At 54.9% G+C, this 20,471-nt stretch carries 20 protein-coding genes; 13 read left to right on the top strand and 7 right to left on the bottom strand.

The annotated features are described in order from the left end of the window. Window positions 1-9 precede the first annotated feature (9 nt). Both envC and AC22LX_RS17265 read left to right on the top strand, forming a co-directional pair. The gene (gene envC, locus AC22LX_RS17270) at window positions 10-1,281 is read left to right on the top strand and encodes a murein hydrolase activator EnvC (RefSeq protein WP_045390637.1); all 1,272 of its coding nucleotides are present in this window, start codon (window positions 10-12) and stop codon (window positions 1,279-1,281) included. A gap of 3 nt (window positions 1,282-1,284) precedes the next feature. After that, window positions 1,285-2,232, top strand: a complete 948-nt coding sequence (locus tag AC22LX_RS17265; RefSeq protein WP_045390634.1) for a divergent polysaccharide deacetylase family protein — start codon at window positions 1,285-1,287, stop codon at window positions 2,230-2,232. A gap of 6 nt (window positions 2,233-2,238) precedes the next feature. On the opposite strand, the gene AC22LX_RS17260 is transcribed toward AC22LX_RS17265, so the two are convergent. The 4 genes from AC22LX_RS17260 to kbl all read right to left on the bottom strand — a co-directional run bounded on the left by AC22LX_RS17260 (window position 2,239) and on the right by kbl (window position 6,332). Further along, the gene (locus AC22LX_RS17260) at window positions 2,239-3,030 is read right to left on the bottom strand and encodes a glycosyltransferase family 2 protein (RefSeq protein WP_063447245.1); all 792 of its coding nucleotides are present in this window, start codon (window positions 3,028-3,030) and stop codon (window positions 2,239-2,241) included. A 166-nt stretch (window positions 3,031-3,196) separates the two neighbouring features. Further along, window positions 3,197-3,925, bottom strand: coding sequence for a hypothetical protein (locus AC22LX_RS17255; protein ID WP_487334118.1), 729 nt, complete (start codon window positions 3,923-3,925; stop codon window positions 3,197-3,199). A 175-nt stretch (window positions 3,926-4,100) separates the two neighbouring features. Continuing rightward, entirely contained in the window at window positions 4,101-5,126 is a 1,026-nt protein-coding gene (gene tdh, locus AC22LX_RS17250) for an L-threonine 3-dehydrogenase (protein WP_015369171.1), read from the bottom strand. Between the two features lie 12 nt (window positions 5,127-5,138). Continuing rightward, on the bottom strand, window positions 5,139-6,332 hold the full coding sequence (gene kbl, locus AC22LX_RS17245) for a glycine C-acetyltransferase (protein ID WP_015703795.1): 1,194 nt from the start codon (window positions 6,330-6,332) through the stop codon (window positions 5,139-5,141). Between the two features lie 212 nt (window positions 6,333-6,544). On the opposite strand from kbl, the gene rfaD reads away from it, so the two are divergent. From rfaD to AC22LX_RS17225, 4 genes are read left to right on the top strand one after another with little or no spacing between them, the layout of a single operon-like run. Next, entirely contained in the window at window positions 6,545-7,477 is a 933-nt protein-coding gene (gene rfaD / locus AC22LX_RS17240; RefSeq protein WP_045390625.1) for an ADP-glyceromanno-heptose 6-epimerase, read from the top strand. 9 nt (window positions 7,478-7,486) lie between these two features. Further along, on the top strand, window positions 7,487-8,545 hold the full coding sequence (gene rfaF / locus AC22LX_RS17235; RefSeq protein WP_015703797.1) for an ADP-heptose--LPS heptosyltransferase RfaF: 1,059 nt from the start codon (window positions 7,487-7,489) through the stop codon (window positions 8,543-8,545). Between the two features lie 3 nt (window positions 8,546-8,548). Continuing rightward, entirely contained in the window at window positions 8,549-9,520 is a 972-nt protein-coding gene (gene rfaC / locus AC22LX_RS17230) for a lipopolysaccharide heptosyltransferase RfaC (protein ID WP_045390623.1), read from the top strand. Further along, window positions 9,520-10,434, top strand: a complete 915-nt coding sequence (locus AC22LX_RS17225; RefSeq protein ID WP_045390621.1) for a sugar glycosyltransferase — start codon at window positions 9,520-9,522, stop codon at window positions 10,432-10,434. The genes rfaC and AC22LX_RS17225 overlap by 1 nt, the downstream gene beginning before the upstream one ends. 20 nt (window positions 10,435-10,454) lie before the next feature. On the opposite strand, the gene AC22LX_RS17220 is transcribed toward AC22LX_RS17225, so the two are convergent. The 3 genes from AC22LX_RS17220 to AC22LX_RS17210 form a co-directional block, all read right to left on the bottom strand. Continuing rightward, window positions 10,455-11,684 carry an O-antigen ligase family protein gene (locus AC22LX_RS17220; RefSeq protein ID WP_080941141.1) on the bottom strand — a complete coding sequence of 410 codons (1,230 nt, stop codon included), beginning with the start codon at window positions 11,682-11,684 and terminating at the stop codon, window positions 10,455-10,457. Window positions 11,685-11,690: 6 nt separating this feature from the next. After that, entirely contained in the window at window positions 11,691-12,332 is a 642-nt protein-coding gene (locus tag AC22LX_RS17215) for a glycosyltransferase family protein (protein WP_045386549.1), read from the bottom strand. A 96-nt stretch (window positions 12,333-12,428) separates the two neighbouring features. Continuing rightward, window positions 12,429-13,391, bottom strand: a complete 963-nt coding sequence (locus tag AC22LX_RS17210) for a polysaccharide deacetylase family protein (RefSeq protein ID WP_045390617.1) — start codon at window positions 13,389-13,391, stop codon at window positions 12,429-12,431. Window positions 13,392-13,502: 111 nt separating this feature from the next. Between AC22LX_RS17210 and rfaQ the strand changes: the two genes are divergently transcribed. The 7 genes from rfaQ to coaD all read left to right on the top strand — a co-directional run bounded on the left by rfaQ (window position 13,503) and on the right by coaD (window position 20,439). Further along, complete coding sequence (gene rfaQ / locus AC22LX_RS17205; RefSeq protein WP_045390611.1) at window positions 13,503-14,579, top strand: putative lipopolysaccharide heptosyltransferase III; 1,077 nt, start codon at window positions 13,503-13,505, stop codon at window positions 14,577-14,579. After that, a complete protein-coding gene (locus AC22LX_RS17200) occupies window positions 14,576-15,703 on the top strand; it encodes a glycosyltransferase family 4 protein (RefSeq protein WP_045390608.1) in 1,128 nt (375 codons plus the stop codon). Before rfaQ ends, AC22LX_RS17200 begins: the two co-directional genes overlap by 4 nt. Window positions 15,704-15,705: 2 nt before the next feature. After that, window positions 15,706-16,800, top strand: a complete 1,095-nt coding sequence (locus tag AC22LX_RS17195; RefSeq protein ID WP_047047653.1) for a glycosyltransferase — start codon at window positions 15,706-15,708, stop codon at window positions 16,798-16,800. Between the two features lie 30 nt (window positions 16,801-16,830). Then, the gene (locus tag AC22LX_RS17190; protein ID WP_045390602.1) at window positions 16,831-17,820 is read left to right on the top strand and encodes a glycosyltransferase; all 990 of its coding nucleotides are present in this window, start codon (window positions 16,831-16,833) and stop codon (window positions 17,818-17,820) included. A 92-nt stretch (window positions 17,821-17,912) separates the two neighbouring features. After that, window positions 17,913-19,187 carry a lipid IV(A) 3-deoxy-D-manno-octulosonic acid transferase gene (waaA, locus tag AC22LX_RS17185; protein ID WP_015369159.1) on the top strand — a complete coding sequence of 425 codons (1,275 nt, stop codon included), beginning with the start codon at window positions 17,913-17,915 and terminating at the stop codon, window positions 19,185-19,187. Next, window positions 19,187-19,957: a glycosyltransferase family 2 protein gene (locus tag AC22LX_RS17180; RefSeq protein ID WP_032713074.1), complete on the top strand. Its 771-nt coding sequence runs from the start codon at window positions 19,187-19,189 to the stop codon at window positions 19,955-19,957. The genes waaA and AC22LX_RS17180 overlap by 1 nt, the downstream gene beginning before the upstream one ends. A gap of 2 nt (window positions 19,958-19,959) precedes the next feature. Continuing rightward, window positions 19,960-20,439: a pantetheine-phosphate adenylyltransferase gene (gene coaD, locus AC22LX_RS17175; protein ID WP_015703808.1), complete on the top strand. Its 480-nt coding sequence runs from the start codon at window positions 19,960-19,962 to the stop codon at window positions 20,437-20,439. Window positions 20,440-20,471: the final 32 nt, after the last annotated feature.

Genomic DNA, 20,471 nt, shown 5'->3' with positions numbered 1-20,471 from the left:
TCCTTCCCCATGAGGGGAAAGGCGACTTATTCAAATACATGGATCGCAACGGCTGTTCGATCCGTTCTTTACGCCAGCGCGCTTAGCGCTGGCGTATTGCTGTGCGCCGCATCCGCTCACGCCGATGACCGCGACCAGCTGAAATCCATTCAGGCCGATATCGCCGCCAAACAGCGCGCGATTCAGCAACAGCAGCAGCAACGCTCCTCTCTGCTGGCCCAGCTAAAAGCGCAGGAAGAAGCGATCTCCGCCGCCGCGCGTAAGCTGCGTGAAACTCAGGATACCCTCAACCAGCTCAATAAGCAGATCGACGAGATGAACGCGTCTATCGCTAAGCTGGAGCGCCAGCGCGCCTCCCAGGAACGTAACCTCGCCGCGCAGCTTGATGCCGCCTTCCGCCAGGGGCCGCATACCGGCATGCAGATGATCCTCAGCGGCGAAGAGGGGCAGCGCAACCAGCGCCTGCAGGCCTATTTTGGTTACTTTAACCAGGCCCGTCAGGAGACTATCGCCCAGCTCAAGCAGACGCGCGAAGAAGTCGCGGTGCAGAAATCGATGCTGGAAGAAAAACAAAGCCAGCAGCAAACGCTGGTTTACGAGCAAAAAGCGCAGCAGGCCAAGCTTGAGCAGGCGCGCAACGAGCGTAAAAAGACGCTCTCCAGCCTCGAATCCTCCATTCAGAAAGGCCAACAGCAGCTCAGCGAACTGCGCGCTAACGAATCGCGCCTGCGCGGTCGCATCGCCCAGGCGGAAGCGGCAGCCAAAGCCCGCGCCGACCGCGAGGCTCGCGATGCCCAGGCGGTACGCGACCGTCAGCAGGAAGCCTCGCGCAAAGGCACCACCTATAAACCAACCGAAAGCGAACGTTCGCTGATGTCGCGAACCGGCGGCCTCGGCGCGCCGCGCGGGCAGGCCTTCTGGCCGGTTCGCGGAACAATTCTTCATCGTTATGGCGAACAGCTGCAAGGTGAACTACGTTGGAAAGGGATGGTTATCGCTGCGTCTGAAGGCACCGAAGTCAAAGCTATTGCCGATGGTCGGGTGATCCTCGCCGACTGGCTGCAGGGCTACGGGCTGGTGGTCGTCGTTGAACACGGCAAAGGCGACATGAGTCTTTACGGCTATAACCAAAGCGCGCTGGTCAGCGTCGGTACCCAGGTCCGCGCGGGCCAGGCTATCGCGCTGGTAGGCAGTAGCGGCGGTCAGGGTCGTCCGTCGCTCTATTTCGAAATTCGCCGCCAGGGTCAGGCGGTCAATCCACAGCCGTGGTTGGGAAGATAAGTTTTGCTCCAATTTCGCATGATTGCACTTGCTGTAGCCGGTTCACTGGCTATAGCTGCGCCGGTTTTCGCCGGTAAACTCTCTATCGTTATCGATGATTTCGGCTATCGTCCACAGACGGAAAATAAGGTGCTGGCGCTGCCGCCCACCATCTCCGTTGCCGTGCTGCCGAACGCCCCCCACGCCCGGGAAATGGCCACTAAAGCGCATAATCTGGGCCACGAAGTGCTGATCCACCTGCCGATGGCGCCGCTCAGCAAGCAACCGCTGGAAAAAGACACCCTGCGCCCGGATATGAGCAGCGATGAGATCGAACGTATTATTCGTGAGGCTTACGGGAAAGTGCCTTACGCCGTCGGGCTGAACAACCACATGGGTAGCGCCATGACCTCTAACCTGTTCGGCATGCAGAAGGTGATGCAGGCGCTGGAACGCTACAATCTCTATTTTCTCGATAGTGTGACCATCGGCAACACCCAGGCCATGCGCGCCGCCCAGGGGACCGGCGTGAAGGTGATTAAACGCAAAGTGTTTCTCGACGATACCCAGAACGAGGCGGACATCCGCACCCAGTTCAATCGCGCCATCGCGCTGGCGCGGCGTAACGGTTCGGCGATCGCCATTGGTCATCCACACCCTTCAACGGTGCGGGTACTACAGCAAATGGTTTATAACCTGCCGCCGGATATCACGCTGGTGCGCCCGAGCAGCCTGCTGAACGAACCGCAGGTCGATAACTCGACGCCGAACACGCCTGCGCAACCAAACGTGCCGCAGCAGCAGAAGCCGCGTAACCCGTTCCACGGCGTGAAGTACTGCAAACCGAAGCGTCCGCTGGAGCCGGTGAACGCCAGCCGCTTCTTTAGCATTCTCAGCGAAAGCATCAGCCAGAGCGCGCTGGTCCAGTATTACCAGCTTAAATGGCAGGGCTGGGATAGCCCCACCAACTAATCTTCATCAGGGATCCGTGCGCTTCTCCGTCACGGTTCCCTGCCGCTTCCCGTCGTGAGCATACCAGGCTTTAAAATACTTCATGAAGCTGTACAAGGTGGCATACAGTCCGGTGACAGCCCCCACCTTACCGCTACGCCACGCGCCGCTGAACAGATACCACTTAAAAAACGCGCCGATGGCGCTGATAATCCCGCGACTGAGCGACGGCCTGACCTTTTGCGCCTTCACCAGCCGGGTGGTGTAGCTGTTGAGCTTGTTAAACACCTCATGCAGTGAATAGAAGGTATCGTGGCGGACAAAGCCCGGTAGCCTGGTCGAGGTCAGATGGCCGACCACCTGATCGTCCACCGGCCGCTGGTTAAAGCTGGCACGCTGACGGTTGAACAGGCGTACCGGGTAATCCGGCGATGAGATGGGATAAATGGTGCGCACCTGCTCGCCAAGCACGAACCAGTAGCGCGGCAGACGCCACGCGCAGCTCGGATCCGGTTCCTCTCCCGCCTTAAGCGCCAGAATCGCCGCAACCACTTCTTCATCCAGAATTTCATCGCTATCCATACATAGCACCCAGTCATGGGTCGCCAGCGAGGTCGCATAGTTCATCTGCATGCCATGGGCGGCATAGGGGTGATGGTGAACCGTTATGCCAAACTGCTGACATATCTGCAGCGTTTCATCCGTACTGCCTGAATCAACGACAATAAACTCATCCGCCACCCGCAACAGCGGCGGCAAGACTTCCCGTAATAAGCGGGCCGAATTACAGGTAAGCAAGCATACTGAGAGCTTAAACATAGGGTTTATGCGATTAAACGAAGAGTAAACCAACTGTATAAACGAATAGGCAAAAGATCGATGCGGAAATAGTGCGGTAGATGCGTATTATTTTAGAAATGTTATCCAAATCTAAATAAATCTACCTTGAGATAAATTTCATCACCTTGCCCGATACCATCGGGTGTCAGTTATCGGGTTTGAGATGCCCTCTCCTTATGTACCCCCGTTTTTCACTCATACGGTCAGCTTTGCTGTCATCGTAAAGAGCGGCATAGATCCAGTATTTGTTAATAGTGCGTATTTTAACCACCACGTCATCAGCCATAACGGAATATGTATTATTCGCATTATCATCTGGCCATTCTTTGAATGAAAGCTGATTCCATTCATGCTGTAAATGATATGTCGTTAACCAGGGATAGCGCCCGTCGCCGCCGCAGGGGACCTGAGCATGCATATCGTCTATCCAGGATGCAGGTTTATTTCTCGCAGGAACAAAAGAAAGCAATACGGCGCTATAATTCTCACTGCTACATTCGGTATACTGCGCGATATTATTAACCAGCAGACTGCCCTGCTGGTTAACGTACCACTCGCGAAATCTGATAAAATTTTCCGGGATATCACTAAAGTTCTGCCTAATAAACAGCAACTGTTCTTTCAGCGTTCCCTTAACATATATATTGATGACTTTTTTCAATTTCCCCTGGTCATCCAGCCAATAATAGCGAAATCCGAGGGCCGGAACATTAATGGTAGCATTATCGCTCCATTGCGCCTTCCAGTAGGCTTGCAGCACGCCATGTTCAAGCCTTTGCTCAGCCAGAATGCTAAAACTCATTAAAAGCAGCAACGCCGGTAAGATGATATTCTTCAATTGCCAAACACGATTGATGAAAATAGGGTATGCCATATATATCATCCTTGTTATATGAAGATATGGCAGAATATAAATAAAACCGGAGCCAGTTCAATAGCGATCGTAGTAATAACAAAAAATTTATTATTAATATATATGTTGGGAATATGCTGCCCATAAACCATGGGCAGCAAGAATGCTTATTATCGTCATCCTGACGATAATTCGCTTAATCCCAGCTCAGTACCACTTTACCAGACTGACCGGAACGCATCGCGTCAAAGCCTTTCTGGAAGTCATCAATACCGAAACGATGGGTGATAATCGGCGAAAGATCGAGGCCCGACTGGATCAGCGCCGCCATCTTATACCAGGTTTCAAACATTTCGCGGCCGTAAATCCCTTTGATAAACAGCCCCTTGAAGATGACCTTGGTCCAGTCGATAGACATATCCGACGGAGGAATACCCAGCATCGCAATACGTCCGCCGTGGTTCATGGTATCAAGCATGGTGCGGAACGCAGGCGGCGCGCCGGACATCTCCAGGCCCACGTCGAAGCCTTCGGTCATCCCCAGCTCCGCCATCACATCGTTAAGATTCTCTTTCGCCACGTTGACCGCGCGGGTGACGCCCATTTTACGCGCCAGTTCCAGGCGATATTCGTTAACATCGGTAATCACCACGTTACGCGCGCCAACATGTTTCGCCACCGCCGCGGCCATCACGCCAATCGGGCCGGCGCCGGAAACCAGCACGTCTTCACCGACCAGGTCGAAGGAGAGCGCGGTATGCACCGCATTACCGAACGGGTCGAAGATGGATGCCAGGTCGTCAGAGATATTGTCCGGGATTTTGAAAGCGTTGAAGGCCGGGATCACCAGATATTCAGCGAAACAGCCCGGGCGGTTTACCCCCACGCCGATGGTATTGCGGCACAGATGCGTGCGGCCGCCGCGACAGTTACGGCAGTGTCCGCAGGTGATGTGCCCTTCGCCGGAAACGCGATCGCCGAGCTTAAAGCCGCGCACTTCCTGACCGATACCCACGACTTCACCGACATACTCGTGACCCACCACCATCGGTACCGGGATGGTTTTCTGCGACCATTCATCCCAGTTATAGATGTGCACATCGGTACCGCAAATCGCGGTCTTACGGATTTTAATCAGCAGATCGTTATGGCCGACTTCCGGTTCCGGTACGTCGGTCATCCAGATGCCTTCTTCCGCTTTCAGTTTGGATAACGCTTTCATCTCACACCCTTATTAGGCGATGACGCCCAGTTGTTTGCCGATGCGGGTAAAGGCTTCTACCGCACGTTCAATTTGTTCAGGGGTATGCGCCGCCGACATCTGGGTGCGAATACGCGCCTGGCCTTTTGGAACCACCGGATAGAAGAATCCGGTGACGTAAATACCTTCTTTTTGCAATTCGCGCGCGAACTCCTGGGCGATGGTGGCTTCACCGAGCATCACCGGGATAATCGCGTGGTCGGCGCCTGCCAGGGTAAAGCCTGCGGCGGTCATTTTTTCGCGGAACAGGCGCGCGTTAGCCCACAGGCGATCGCGCAGTTCGCTGCCCGCTTCCACCATCTCCAGCACCTTGATGGAGGCGGCGACAATGGCCGGCGCCAGGGAGTTGGAGAACAGATACGGACGAGAACGCTGGCGCAGCCACTCAACGACTTCTTTGCGTGCGGCGGTGTAACCGCCTGACGCGCCGCCAAGCGCTTTACCCAACGTGCCGGTGATGATGTCGACGCGGCCCATCACGTCGCAATATTCATGGGAACCGCGGCCGTTTTCGCCGACAAAGCCCACAGCGTGAGAATCATCGACCATCACCAGCGCATCATATTTATCCGCCAGGTCGCAGACGCCTTTCAGGTTGGCGATCACGCCGTCCATCGAGAAAACGCCATCGGTGGCGATCAGCACGTGGCGAGCGCCGGCTTCGCGCGCTTCTTTCAGACGCGCTTCCAGCTCCTGCATGTCGTTGTTGGCATAGCGGAAACGCTTAGCTTTGCACAGGCGCACGCCGTCGATGATCGACGCGTGATTCAGGGCATCAGAGATAATGGCATCTTCCGGTCCCAGCAGCGTTTCAAACAGGCCGCCGTTGGCATCAAAGCAGGAGGAGTAGAGAATCGCGTCTTCCATACCGAGGAAATCCGCCAGCTTCTTCTCGAGCTGCTTATGCGTGTCCTGGGTACCGCAGATGAAGCGCACCGAGGCCATCCCGAAGCCATGGCTGTCCATGCCGGATTTCGCCGCGGCAATCAGTTCCGGGTGGTTCGCCAGACCCAGATAGTTATTGGCGCAGAAGTTAATCACGTGGCTGTCGCCGACGGTGATGTCCGCCTGCTGAGCCGAAGTAATGATACGCTCTTCTTTAAACAACCCTTCCGCGCGCGCGGTATCCAGGTCATTGGTTAACTGTTTGTAGAAATCACCACGCATTGCAACTCTCCAGATTCGGCAAAATTTGGCACATATTACCCAAAGCTATACGTTGATACGAGATGATGCATGCCTGAATGAATAATTTGCAGCATAAATCACGCACGGCCAGCACCTTTTCGGCGAATGGCTGAAGCCTTTCGGATGTAGTGATATGATATGAGTATTCATGTCCGGATTGTTTCCGGGCTTTCTACTTCAAAGGTACAGTTATGATCATCGTAACCGGCGGCGCAGGCTTTATCGGCAGCAACATCGTTAAAGCCCTGAATGACAAAGGCATCACCGATATTCTGGTTGTAGACAATCTGAAAGACGGCACCAAATTCGTAAACCTGGTGGATCTGGACATCGCTGACTACATGGATAAAGAAGATTTTCTGATCCAGATTATGGCCGGCGAAGAGTTCGGCGAGATCGAAGCGGTATTCCATGAAGGCGCCTGCTCTTCCACGACCGAGTGGGACGGCAAGTATGTGATGGATAACAACTATCAGTACTCCAAAGAGGTGCTGCACTACTGTCTGGAGCGCGAAATCCCGTTCCTGTACGCCTCTTCTGCCGCCACCTACGGCGGGCGCACCAGCGACTTTATCGAATCACGCGAATTTGAAAAACCGCTGAACGTCTACGGCTACTCTAAATTCCTGTTCGACGAATACGTCCGTCAGATCCTGCCGGAAGCGGATTCGCAGATCGTCGGGTTCCGTTATTTCAACGTCTACGGACCGCGCGAAGGGCACAAAGGCAGCATGGCGAGCGTGGCCTTCCACCTCAATACCCAGCTGAATAATGGCGAAAGTCCGAAACTGTTCGAAGGCAGCGACGGCTTTAAACGCGACTTCGTCTATGTCGGCGACGTCGCCGCGGTAAACCTGTGGTTCTGGGAAAATGGCGTTTCCGGTATCTTCAACCTCGGTACCGGCCGCGCGGAATCCTTCCAGGCCGTCGCCGATGCGACCCTGGCGTACCATAAGAAAGGCAGCATTGAATACATCCCGTTCCCGGACAAACTGAAAGGCCGCTATCAGGCATTCACGCAGGCCGACCTGACTAACCTGCGTAAAGCGGGCTATGACAAACCGTTCAAAACCGTTGCCGAAGGCGTAACGGAATATATGGCCTGGCTAAACCGCGACGCGTAAGAAACAAGCATGAAAATATTGGTGATAGGCCCGTCTTGGGTGGGCGACATGATGATGTCGCAAAGTCTTTATCGTACGCTCAGGGCGCGCTATCCCCAGGCGATTATTGACGTGATGGCGCCGGCATGGTGCCGTCCGTTGTTATCGCGCATGCCGGAAGTCAACGAAGCGATCGCCATGCCGCTCGGCCACGGCGCGCTGGCTATCGGCGAGCGTCGTAAACTCGGCCACAGCCTGCGCGATCGTCGCTACGATCGCGCTTACGTGCTGCCGAACTCGTTTAAATCGGCATTAGTGCCTTTCTTCGCCAACATTCCGCTGCGCACCGGCTGGCGCGGCGAGATGCGCTATGGCCTGCTTAACGACGCCCGCGTGCTGGACAAAGACGCCTGGCCGCTGATGGTGGAGCGCTACGTGGCGCTGGCCTACGACAATGGCGTCATGCGCTGCGCTAAAGACCTTCCACAACCGCTGCTGTGGCCGCAGCTGCAGGTCAACGATGGCGAAAAATCACAGGCCTGCAACGCTTTTAATCTTTCGAACGATCGGCCGATTATCGGCTTCTGCCCCGGCGCGGAATTCGGCCCGGCCAAACGCTGGCCGCATTATCACTATGCCGCGCTGGCGAAAAAGCTCATTGACGATGGTTATCAGATAGCGCTCTTCGGCTCGGCGAAAGATAACGATGCCGGCAAAGAGATCATCGCCGCGCTCAGCAGCGAGCAGCAGGCCTGGTGCCGTAACCTGGCCGGCGAAACCCAGCTGGAACAGGCCGTGATTCTGATTGCCGCCTGTCAGGCTGTGGTCAGCAACGATTCGGGGCTGATGCACGTCGCCGCCGCGCTGGATCGCCCGTTGGTGGCGCTGTACGGCCCGAGCAGCCCGGACTTTACCCCGCCGCTATCGCATAAAGCGCGGGTTATTCGCCTGATTAGCGGCTACCACAAGGTGCGCAAAGGCGATGCCGCTGAGGGCTATCATCAAAGCCTGATCGACATCACTCCAGAACGCGTCCTGCAAGAGCTGAACGAACTGTTAGCGGAAAAAACCGAGCACGAGGAAGCGTAACGGATGCGGGTATTGATCGTAAAAACCTCGTCCATGGGCGACGTGCTACACACGCTGCCCGCGCTAACCGACGCCGCGCAGGCCATCCCCGGTATCCGCTTTGACTGGGTGGTTGAAGAAGGCTTCGCGCAGATCCCTTCATGGCATGCCGCCGTCGAGCGGGTGATTCCGGTGGCGATTCGCCGCTGGCGCAAAGCCTGGTTTTCCGCGCCTATCAAAGCGGAAAGAAAGGCCTTTCGCGATGCCGTAAAGGCCGTCAACTACGATGCCATTATTGATGCGCAGGGGCTGGTGAAAAGCGCCGCGCTGGTAACTCGTCTGGCGCACGGCGTCAAACATGGCATGGACTGGCAGTCCGCCCGCGAGCCGCTGGCAAGCCTGTTTTATAACCGTCGCCACCATATTGCTGTCGAGCAGCACGCAGTAGAGCGCACGCGCGAACTGTTCGCCAAAAGCCTGGGCTATGCCAGGCCGCAAACGCAGGGTGATTACGCCATCGCAAGCCACTTTATTCGCCCTGACGCGCCTGTAGCAGAGCCGTATCTGGTCTTCCTGCACGCCACCACCCGCGATGATAAACACTGGCCGGAAGCGCGCTGGCAAGCGCTTCTGGATCTGCTGGCGGCTAGCGCCGTGCGTATTAAGCTGCCGTGGGGAGCACCGCACGAAGAGGCGCGGGCAAAACGGCTAGCGGAAGGGCGCGATAACGTCGATGTACTCCCGCGCATGAGCCTTGAGCAGGTTGCGCAGATTCTGGCTGGCGCACGCGGCGTAGTTTCCGTCGACACCGGGCTGAGCCATCTGACCGCGGCGCTCGATAAACCCAATTTCACGCTCTACGGCCCAACCGATCCGGGACTGATTGGCGGATATGGCAAAAACCAGCATATCGTCCGCCCGCCGTACGGTAGCAGCACCGGCGATATTACCGCTGAGCATGTTCAGCAACTGTTGCAAGCACAGGGATTGGTTTAATGGGATCGCTATTCAAGCAAATTTATCGCTATACCCGCCCGCGCGCCTACCGCCACAATGAAAACCTGTGGCCGTGGGTAAAGATCCGCCGGGCGGAAAGCGGTGAAATTTGTGCCTTACAATACAAGGGCGAATCGGTACCGCTGTGTAGCCTAAGTGAATTAAAAGACGCTTTCTCCGGGCCAATGCTGCTCACCGCGACCGGTCCATCGATCAACGATGTCGATTTTTCAATTATCCCGTCATCGTTGCCGGTAATGGGCGTCAACGGCGCTTACTTTCTCGAAGGAAAGGTAGGGTTTTCTCTGTATCTGATCGTTGATATGGAGTTTTTTGACCGTAAACCCGAGGTTATCGCCGGTATTGTCAGCAATCCACGGATCCTCTTTTTTACCACTACCCACGGTATTGCCAAAATCATTGAGCGCATCGGGCTCAACAATATTCAGTGTCGACTAGTCCTGATTGAAGATGCCTGTTATAAGATTTACCAGCCAAAGATCCCCGGTAACGATATCGCGACGGTCTTTAGCCGCTCCCCAAGTGCGCTCCTGCACCAAAACTTAAGCCATATTGGTTTCTCAACCGATATTCGCAAAGGGATATTTGACGCGGGAACGGTGGCTTACTGGGCGCTGCAGATTATCGCCTGGCTGGGATTCAACAGAATTATTATTGCCGGTCTGGATATGAATAATTTTGAGCAACCGCGATTTTATGAAAACGGTGAGAATAAGCTTCCCTCGTATCTCGCCGATAAAGTAGATGGTATGGTTTTCCCAGCCTTTGAACTCGCCAGCCGTCATTTACAGGCAAAGGGTATTACGGTAATTAATCTTTCCCTTAATAGCGCAATTCCTGAACAGGTATTTCCTAAAATGCCGTTATCTCAAGCGCTACATGAAGTGGCCTGAACGGCCACTTCATCACTCCATCACGATTCTTCCGCAGATTTTTCCGGCGATAACGCCGTGAAAACGGCTAACGCCACAATAAACATAATGATAAATCTGTCGTGGATAAACAGAGTATCGACGCAGCCAAAAAGAATCACCGGCGCGCCAATAAACGCCAATGCACATTTCAGCGTCGCCTTTCTGTAAACATAGAGCAGCATCGCGCCATACAATGCCAGCAGGAAGAGGCCGCCAATAACGCCCTGTAGCGACATGGTTTCGATCAAATCATTATGAAGATGATAAACAATGTTGCGTAACCCCTCGGGATTCCCCTGCTCTTTCTCATACATCAATTGCGAGAGGATCTGGAAACGCTGCTGCGAGCTTACGCCACCGGGATGAGCAATAATTTCATAGATCCCGGTATGCCACATACTGAGCCGGGAACCCATCGAGGTATTGTTATCGCTTTGATAGTCCGAGATCTCAGTGACCGCTTCACTCGCCCGATCTTTCAGCGAGGGAAACGCCAACTCAATCACTGCCAGGCCAGCAACCAACAGCATCAGGCACGCCAGCGCTGATTTTTTCTTCGACATCACGTTACCGGTCAGTAGGGCATAGAGCAGTACCGCCGGATAAATAAGCAGCGCCGAGCGAGTTTCAGTCAGAAAAATAATCCACAGCGAGAAAAATATCACACCGCTGGCAATATAGTTGCGATAGCGGATATTGACGCAAGCTAAAGCATATAGCGTCAATAACGAGTATATCGTATAAAGATAGGCGCTTAAGGTTGCGGAGTTATCGATTCTCAGGCGATCGCCGGAAACAAAAAAATGATAATGTAAAGCGTATAGCGTCAATACTGAAAAGCCCGCGACTAATGCGTAACTCAAGCTTTTGCCATATTGTATTGCTGTTGTCCTTAATACCGCAGGCAAGAGTAACATCATCACAGCGCCGATCATCAAATAAGCGCCTGAGCGAGGATAGCTAACATCAGCCATATAAATTTCAGCCGGATTACCCGGAAAGCGATATGACCAAATAAGCTGTGAAGCTCCTAACATCAATAGCGTCAGAGAAAGAAACATCTCCTCTTTTTTAATAGTAAGACGTTTTCTGTTAATTACCGCATAAATTAAGGTAATAACCGAAGACAGGTAAAAGAGATTTCTACCCATAATTTTCTCCGGCATCACAAAAACACATGACAATATTGCCAGAAGCAATATTGTCACTGGCGACATCACTTTACTCATAAATAATTAAGCTTTCTCAAATGGTGGCACCCAAGCTTCACCGCAGTCCCAAGGGCGTGGTTTTCCATGGAAACAGACAATTCGCGTCCCCGCAGGCACGGTGCCATCACCGGTGGCATGTTCATTCTTCTTCTTATGAATGACATGCTTTTTATAGCTAACGATCTGTCCGGGTAAAATGTCCTGCCAGATAGCGGCGTGTGGATAGATTTTGCTGATAAACTCCTGGTCACCACCGCTCTGATAGCGCGTCATGAATAGTTCCGGATAGCGCTTAAAAGCTTCCCAGACCTTGTACTTTTCCTCATGCGGAACGCGCATGATAGCGGAGTTTTTGGTTTTCTGCGGAAAGAAAAAATCACTCAGCATGGTCAGCTGTTTATTTGCCAGAATATCACTAATATCACCGACAACGACGACATCTAAATCGAGATAAAAAATATCTTCGGCAACCGAATCCGGATTAAACATCTCGATTTTTGACCACCAGCCAGGCAAATCTTCAGTTAGTTTAATGGTGTTAACGCCAGGAATAGTTAAATCGGTAAAGCACACTTTCTCGATGTCTGCTGGCAATTGTTTGTATAACCACTGCACATGGCTTTGGTTATAATCACCGCCAGAGCGTAGTACGGTTGCTATCTTCATAAAACCTCAGTATATTAATAATTCAGGCGTTAATTATTCATTCGACTGATGATATTACACCAGATTAACGCCGCACCTCTATCAGTAATGATTGTTTTATGTAAGATTTCTCTTGAAATTATAATATTCTGCTAAAGACATTCCGCGGACCTGCGGCGCAAGCCAGCTAAAGAACGCTTCCAGATCGGCATATAAACGTTCAATATCTTGTTCATTCTTAAAGGTCGGGCTACCGCCTGGCATATACTCCGATGAATGCAGCATATACTCAACATAATCATTACCCTGCGCCAGCGTCTGCTGAACTACTTTTTTCATGGTCTCGACGTTACCGCCCATCGGACGCAGCCAGTGTACGGACGGCGAACGGACTTTGCCGCGTAGCCTATCGTAGCCTTGCTTAACGCTATTCATCCATGCTGAGTGTTTGTATTGAATGCTCATAGGCACTTCCAGCAGCGGGGAATGACCTTCGCGACTGATATCATTTTCATCAAGAAAATAAGCATGTTGCGGGAAGCGACGATAATCCGTACCGCCATCGCCCTGCGGCGCGCCTTTAGCGGTTTTCCAGTTCACCCGCGGCGTCACCGAGCAATCCACCTGATAACCGTACTCCACCAGCAGGCGCGCGTAGCGCTCGTCAAACGCCCAGCGCCCGGCGCGATGGCTCACCATTTTGGTCTGGAAGGTATCTTCCAGTAGATGGGTCATATAGTCGACCTTCTCACGCATGGCGGCATCGCTGTACTCGATGAGATAAGGCTTATGACGCCAGTCATCCGCGGTCAGCGGCTCGGTCGGCGGACTGTTCCAGGCATGCAGATGCATACCGATTTCCGCCGTGCCGCGCGCGATGACATCTTTAGCAAACTCGATATAAAAAGGGTCGATGGCCATTTCATAATTGGTCAAATAGACCGGTTTGAAGCCATACTTTTCGCAAAGCTGCTGAAAACGCGGAAGATAGCGCGCATTCTCCGTGGTGATGCTGTCATGTTTTTGCCAGAGGTTGTCACCCTCTGTATCAATCGTGATGAGAAATGCGGGATTGTGCACGAAAACGTCCTCAGGCCATACGTATCGGTCCATGGTAGAGCAATACAACGCTTCTCTCAATCTGCACGATCCCCTAGAATCGGAACCCTTATCCTGGATGAAGAACAGAGTATGACGCCTGAAACCCTCTCCCCCGGCCAGCAGAACCCGGCGCGGATCCTGGTCATTAAGCTGCGCCATCATGGCGACATGTTGCTGATCACCCCGCTGATAAACGCGCTCAAACAGCAATATCCCGCCGCTCGCGTCGATGTACTGCTGTATGCTGAAACCCGCGACATGTTGGCGGCGAATCCGGAGATTAACCAGATTTACGCGATCGATCGCAGCTGGAAAAAGCAGGGCAAGCGGCATCAGCTTAAGATGGAATGGCAGCTCATCCGCAATCTGCGCCAGCAGCGCTACGACATGGTGCTCAACCTTGCCGATCAATGGCCCAGCGCGATCATCAGCAAATTAACCGGCGCGCCGACGCGCATCGGTTTCGATTTCCCTAAGCGCCGTCATCCGTTCTGGCGCTACTGCCACACCGCGCTTGCTTCTACCCAGCAGCACAATCAGCTGCATACGGTGCAGCAAAACCTCTCTATTCTGGCGCCGCTGGGGCTTGAGATAAACGATGCGCCGGCGCGGATGGGCTACAGCGAATCTGACTGGACGACCAGCCGTTCGCTGCTGCCGGACGGCTTCCAGGAGAACTACATCGTTATTCAACCGACTTCGCGCTGGTTCTTTAAATGCTGGCGCGAAGAGCGCATGAGCGCGCTGATTAATGCGCTGTCAGCAGAAGGCTACGCGGTGGTGCTTACCTCTGGCCCTGACGCCAAAGAAAAGCAGATGGTAGAGAACATCATCAGCGGCTGCCCGCAGGCGCGACTGCACTCATTAGCCGGTCAGTTGACGCTCCGCCAGCTGGCGGCGGTTATCGATCACGCCCGCCTGTTTATCGGCGTAGATTCGGTGCCGATGCATATGGCGGCAGCGCTGGGTACGCCGCTCGTCGCGCTATTTGGCCCGTCGAAACTGACCTTCTGGCGGCCGTGGCAGGCGAAAGGCGAGGTTATCTGGGCCGGCGACTTCGGCCCGCTGCCCGACCCTGACGACATCAACACCAACACCGAAGAACGCTATCTTGATTTAATCCCTACCGACGCGGTTATCGCGGCGGCGAAAAAGGTACTGGCATGAGTAAATTCCGGCTGGCTCTGGTACGGCAAAAGTATCGCCCCGACGGCGGCGCGGAGCGCTTTGTCTCCCGCGCGCTGGAAGCCCTCGACAGCAGTAATCTGGAACTGAACGTCATCACCCGCGAGTGGCAAGGGCCTGTCAAACCGGACTGGCATATTCACATCTGCAACCCGCGCAAATGGGGGCGCATCAGCCGTGAACGCGGTTTCGCCAACGCCGCGCGCGCGCTCTGGCAGAGTGAATCATTCGACCTGGTGCAAAGCCATGAGCGTATTCCGGGTTGCGATCTGTACCGCGCAGGCGACGGCGTTCATCGCCGCTGGCTGCAACAGCGCTCGCGCATTTTACCGGCCTGGAAAAGCCGCCTGCTGTTCGCCGACCGCTATCACCGTTATGTGATGCAGGCGGAACGCGAGATGTATCAGGACGCGCACCTGCGTGGGGTGATTTGCAACGCGGAGATGATCAAGCAGGAAATTATCGAAGACTTCGGCCTGCCGGCGGATAAAATCCACGTCATCTATAACGCTATTGATAACCAACGTTTTCTGCCGCCAGGCGAAGAGACCTTTGCCGCATTACGCGCTAAATGGCAGTTGCCGCTACAGGCAAGCTGCCTGATTTATGTTGGTTCCGGCTTTGAACGAAAAGGGCTGGATGCGGCAATCCGCGCCATCGCCCCCACCGACCGTTATCTGTTGGTGGTCGGCAAAGACAAAGAACAGAACCGCTATCAACAGCTGGCAAAATCGCTGAACTGCGAAGATCGCGTGCGTTTCTTCGGCATGCAGTCCGAAACGCTGCCGTTCTATCAGATGGCCGACGGACTGCTGCTGCCGACGCTGTATGATCCATTCCCGAATGTAATTCTGGAAGCGATGGCCTGCGGCCTGCCGGTTATCACCACCACCGGCTGCGGCGGCGCGGAGTTCATCGTCGAAGGCAGCAATGGCTACGTCTGCGACGCGCTGGATATCGCCGCGTTACAGCAGGCGGTCATGGCGCTGCCCGCGCGCGCGCTGGGTTCGGCTGAAGGCGCACGCGCCCGCGAACGAATTATGGACTGCAACAGCGAACGACTGTCGACGCAGCTGCTTTCTCTCTATCAGGATCTGGTGAAATAACGATGCGCATATTGTTTGTTATCGATGGCCTGCCGGGCGGCGGCGCGGAGAAAGTCGTGCTCACGCTGGCGGAACATTTTCTCAGCCAGGGCGAACAGGTATCGCTGTTTTCGCTGCGCGACGTCTGCGATTATCCGCTGCCGGAAGGGCTCGATTATCAGGTGATTGCCGACCGCTGCCGCAAACCGTGGCGCAAGCTAACGGAACTCTCCCGCCGCGCGCGCCAGCTTGATCGCGCGATTGAACAAGCAGAACAGCATGGTCGCTTCGATCTGGTACTGTCGAATCTGCACAAAACCGATCGCATCGTCGCCCGCAGCCGGGCATTGCAGGATCGCAACGTCTGGTTCTGTCTGCACGGCGTTTTCTCTACCTCTTATCTTGGCCATCGCAGCGGTTTTGACCGCTGGATGAAGCAGCAAAAAATCAAGCGCGTATACCAGGGGCGCAACGTGGTGACCGTTTCCGATGCGGTTGGAAAGGATTTGGTCGAGCAGTTCGCACTGCGCCCGGCACAGCTTAAAACCATCTATAACCCGTTCGATATCGCCGCCATTCACGCGGCGGCTGAGGAGCCGGCCGATATTCCTCAAGGGGACTATATTATCCACGTCGGCCGCTTCCATCCCGGTAAGCGCCATGACCGGCTGATTGAAGCCTACGCGCAAAGCGGTATCGAGGCGCCGCTGGTGCTGCTCGGGCAGGGCAAACCGGAGCAGGAACAGCGGCTTCGTCAACTGGCGCAGCAGCTGCAGGTCGGCGATCGGGTGCTGTTTAAAGGCTTTCAGCCCAACCCGCTGCCGTGGATTAAACATGCGCGAATGCTAACGCTCAGCTCCGACAGCGAAGGGTTTGGCAACGTCATTGTTGAAGCGCTACTGCTGAATACGCCGGTTGCCAGCACCCGCTGTCCTGGCGGGGTCAGCGAGATCCTCAGCGGCGAACTGTCCCGCGGTCTGGCCGATCTCAACAGTTCTGCGCTAGCCCAGACGATGCAAAGCATTTACCATAGCCCGCCGGCCATTGATTCCGCCGCGCTGGAAAAATTCAGCGTAGAGTCGATTTGCCAACAGTACCGTCAGCTGCGCAGCGCCTGACGTCGTTTTTTAACCAGGATCGAATGAGTTATGAGTCAAACGCCTTTATTGAGCATCGTGGCCGCCGTGTATAACGGTGAAAAATTCCTTGCGCAATTCTTTGAATGCCTCGAACAACAGCAGTTGGCAAGCTATGAGCTGATCCTGGTGAACGACGGTTCTACCGACGGTAGCCTGGCGGTTATCGACCAATGGAAAGACAGGCTGCAGAACGTCACCGTGCTGGAGCAGGAGAATCAGGGCGTCTCGGTGGCGCGTAATACCGGTATGGCGGCGGCAAGCGGTAAATACCTCGCCTTCCCGGACATTGACGATAAGTTCTATCCCGGCATGTACAGCACGCTGTTGGAAATGGCCGAGAAGGGCAATCTCGATGTCGCGACTTGTAATGGCCGCTATGTGTACGAAAGCCGCGACGATATTCACCCGATTTTCCCGCCGGAGCGCCTGCAGTCTACTGGCGTCCTGCCGGGTTACGTCTGGCTAAAGCAGGCGCTCGACTCGCGTAAGTTTCTGCACGTCACCTGGCTGAACATCTATCGCCGCGATTTTATCAACCAGCACCATTTCCACTTTGAGCCGGGCCTGCGCCATCAGGATATTCCCTGGACGACGGAAGCGTTGCTGGCAGCCGAACGCGTGCAGTACACCAGCGAGCAATTTTACGACTATTACATTCACTCGGAATCGGTCTCGCATAAGCCGGACAACGACGATACGCTGATGCGCTCAGCGCGCCATTATATGAAGATCCTCGAGATGCTCAGCGCCATCAACCAACGCTATCCGGACAAGGTACGGCACATTTCCGCCTGCCGCTGGCAGATAGCCAAAGAGGGGTTGGGGATTATTCATACCTTCGACTGCATGAAAGATGAGTCGAAAAAGCATATTATCATCAAAGAATTCTTCGAACGCGGCATCTGGCGCCTGATCTGGAGTAACGCCTGCACGTTCCGTTTACGCTGGCGTCTGGGACGCCGCTATTTGCGCATCAAGCGCTATCTCAACGCCGCATAGGTCGAAATCCCTCGGTTTCCGCCAAAGAGATAGCTTTACGCGGGTTAAATGCTTAGAATTTGCCCGCAAAAAACCTAAAACGGATAAATAGTTTGGAATTGCTTTATACCACCCTACTCTACCTCATTCAGCCGCTGGTGTGGCTGCGACTGCTGCTGCGCAGCCGTAAGGCCCCGGCATACCGTAAACGCTGGGCTGAACGTTATGGCTTCTGTCAAAACAAGGTAGTGCCGGATGGCATTCTGCTGCACTCCGTCTCCGTCGGTGAAACGCTGGCGGCAATCCCGCTGGTGCGCGCGCTACGCCATCGTTATCCATCACTGCCGATCACCGTCACGACCATGACGCCGACCGGTTCTGAACGCGCCATGTCCGCTTTCGGCAAAGATGTTCACCACGTCTATCTGCCGTATGACCTCCCCTGCGCGATGAACCGTTTCCTCAACAGCGTGCAGCCGAAACTGGTCATCGTGATGGAAACCGAGCTGTGGCCGAACATGGTCGCCGCGCTGCACAAACGTAAAATTCCGCTGGTAATTGCTAACGCACGACTGTCAGAACGTTCCGCGAAAGGCTATGCCAAACTCGGCGGTTTTATGCGCCGCCTGCTCAGCCGTATCACGCTTATCGCCGCGCAAAATGAAGAAGACGGCAACCGCTTCCTCGCGCTCGGTCTCAAACGTAACCAACTGGCGGTCACCGGCAGCCTGAAATTCGATATCTCCGTCACCCCGGAACTGGCGGCGCGCGCCGTTACCCTGCGTCGCCAGTGGGCGCCGCACCGTAAAGTGTGGATAGCCACCAGTACTCACGACGGCGAAGAACAGATCATCCTGCAGGCGCATAAAAAACTGCTGGAAACCTTCCCCGACCTGCTGCTTATCCTCGTGCCGCGCCATCCGGAACGCTTCGGCGACGCCCGCGACATGGTGCAAAAAGCCGGGATGAGCTTCACCATGCGCAGCACCGGTGAAATTCCGTCTAACAGCACCCAGGTGGTGATTGGCGATACTATGGGCGAACTGATGCTGCTCTACGGCATTGCCGACCTGGCGTTCGTCGGCGGCAGCCTGGTTGAACGCGGCGGACACAATCCGCTCGAACCCGCCGCCCATGCTATTCCGGTGCTGATGGGTCCGCACACCTTTAACTTTAAAGATATCTGCGCCAAGCTGCAGCAGGACGATGGTCTGATCACCGTCACGGACGCCGACTCGCTGGTCAGAGAAGTTTCTACCCTGCTGACCGACGAAGATTATCGCCTGTGGTACGGCCGCCACGCGGTGGAAGTGCTGCATCAAAACCAGGGCGCGCTGTCGCGTCTGCTACAGTTACTGCAACCCTACCTGCCGCAGCGGAGCCACTAATGTCAACCCGACTCTCCGTCGTGATGATCGCCAAAAACGCCGCCGACCTGCTCGCCGATTGCCTGGCGTCGGTAAGCTGGGCGGATGAAGTGGTGGTGCTGGACTCCGGCAGTACCGACAATACCGTCGAACTGGCCCGTAGCCTGGGCGCCCAGGTCTATAGCAACACCGACTGGCAAGGCTACGGCATTCAGCGCCAGCGCGCGCAAGATTACGCCACTCACGACTGGGTGCTGATGATTGATACCGACGAGCGCGTTACGCCTGAGTTGAAAGAGTCTATCCTCAAGGTACTGGATGCGCCGCAGCGCGGCGTTATCTACAGCATCGCCCGGCGTAACTACTTCCTCGGGCGCTTTATGCGCCACAGCGGCTGGTATCCCGATCGGGTGATGCGCCTGTACGAACGCGCGCGTTACCGCTATAACGATAATCTGGTGCATGAATCTCTGGATAGCCTTGGGGCCGAAGTGGTGCCGCTCAGCGGCGATCTGCTGCACCTGACCTGCCGCGACTTCTCCGGCTTCCAGCAAAAACAGCTGGCGTATGCCGCAGCCTGGGCGCTTGAGCGTCATCAGAAGGGCAAGAAGACCTCGATGGCGGGGATTTTCAGCCATACGCTGGGCGCCTTCGTCAAAACGCTGCTGCTGCGCGGCGGCGTACTGGATGGAAAACAGGGTTGGCTGCTGGCGGTAGTCAATGCGCAATACACGTTTAATAAATACACCGAGCTGTGGGCACTCAGCCGCGGCTACTCGGAGAAAGTGTAATTATGGGCACAAAAGCGATCTATCCGGGCACCTTTGACCCTATCACCAACGGCCATATCGATATCGTCACCCGCGCGGCGGGTATGTTTGATAAGGTTTTGCTGGCCATCGCCGCCAGCCCGAGCAAAAAACCGATGTTCAGCCTCGATGAACGAATTGCGCTGGCGGAGCAGGCAACGGCGCATCTGGTCAACGTTGAGGTGATTGGCTTTAGCGATTTGATGGCCAATTTCGCCCGCGCGCAGCAGGCCAATATTCTCATTCGCGGCCTGCGGGCAGTGGCGGATTTCGAATATGAAATGCAGCTGGCGCACATGAACCGCCATCTGATGCCCACCCTGGAAAGCGTGTTCCTGATGCCGTGCAAAGAGTGGTCGTTTATCTCTTCATCGCTGGTTAAGGAAGTGGCGCGCCACCAGGGCGATGTCTCCCACTTCCTGCCGCCCAACGTGCATCAGGCGTTGTTAAATAAGCTGAAGTAGTATGTCCTTCCCCCGCTCGCGCTACGCTTAGC

The organism is Klebsiella sp. PK01, assembly GCF_057624675.1.
This window is presented reverse-complemented; position numbering and strand designations above follow the sequence as displayed.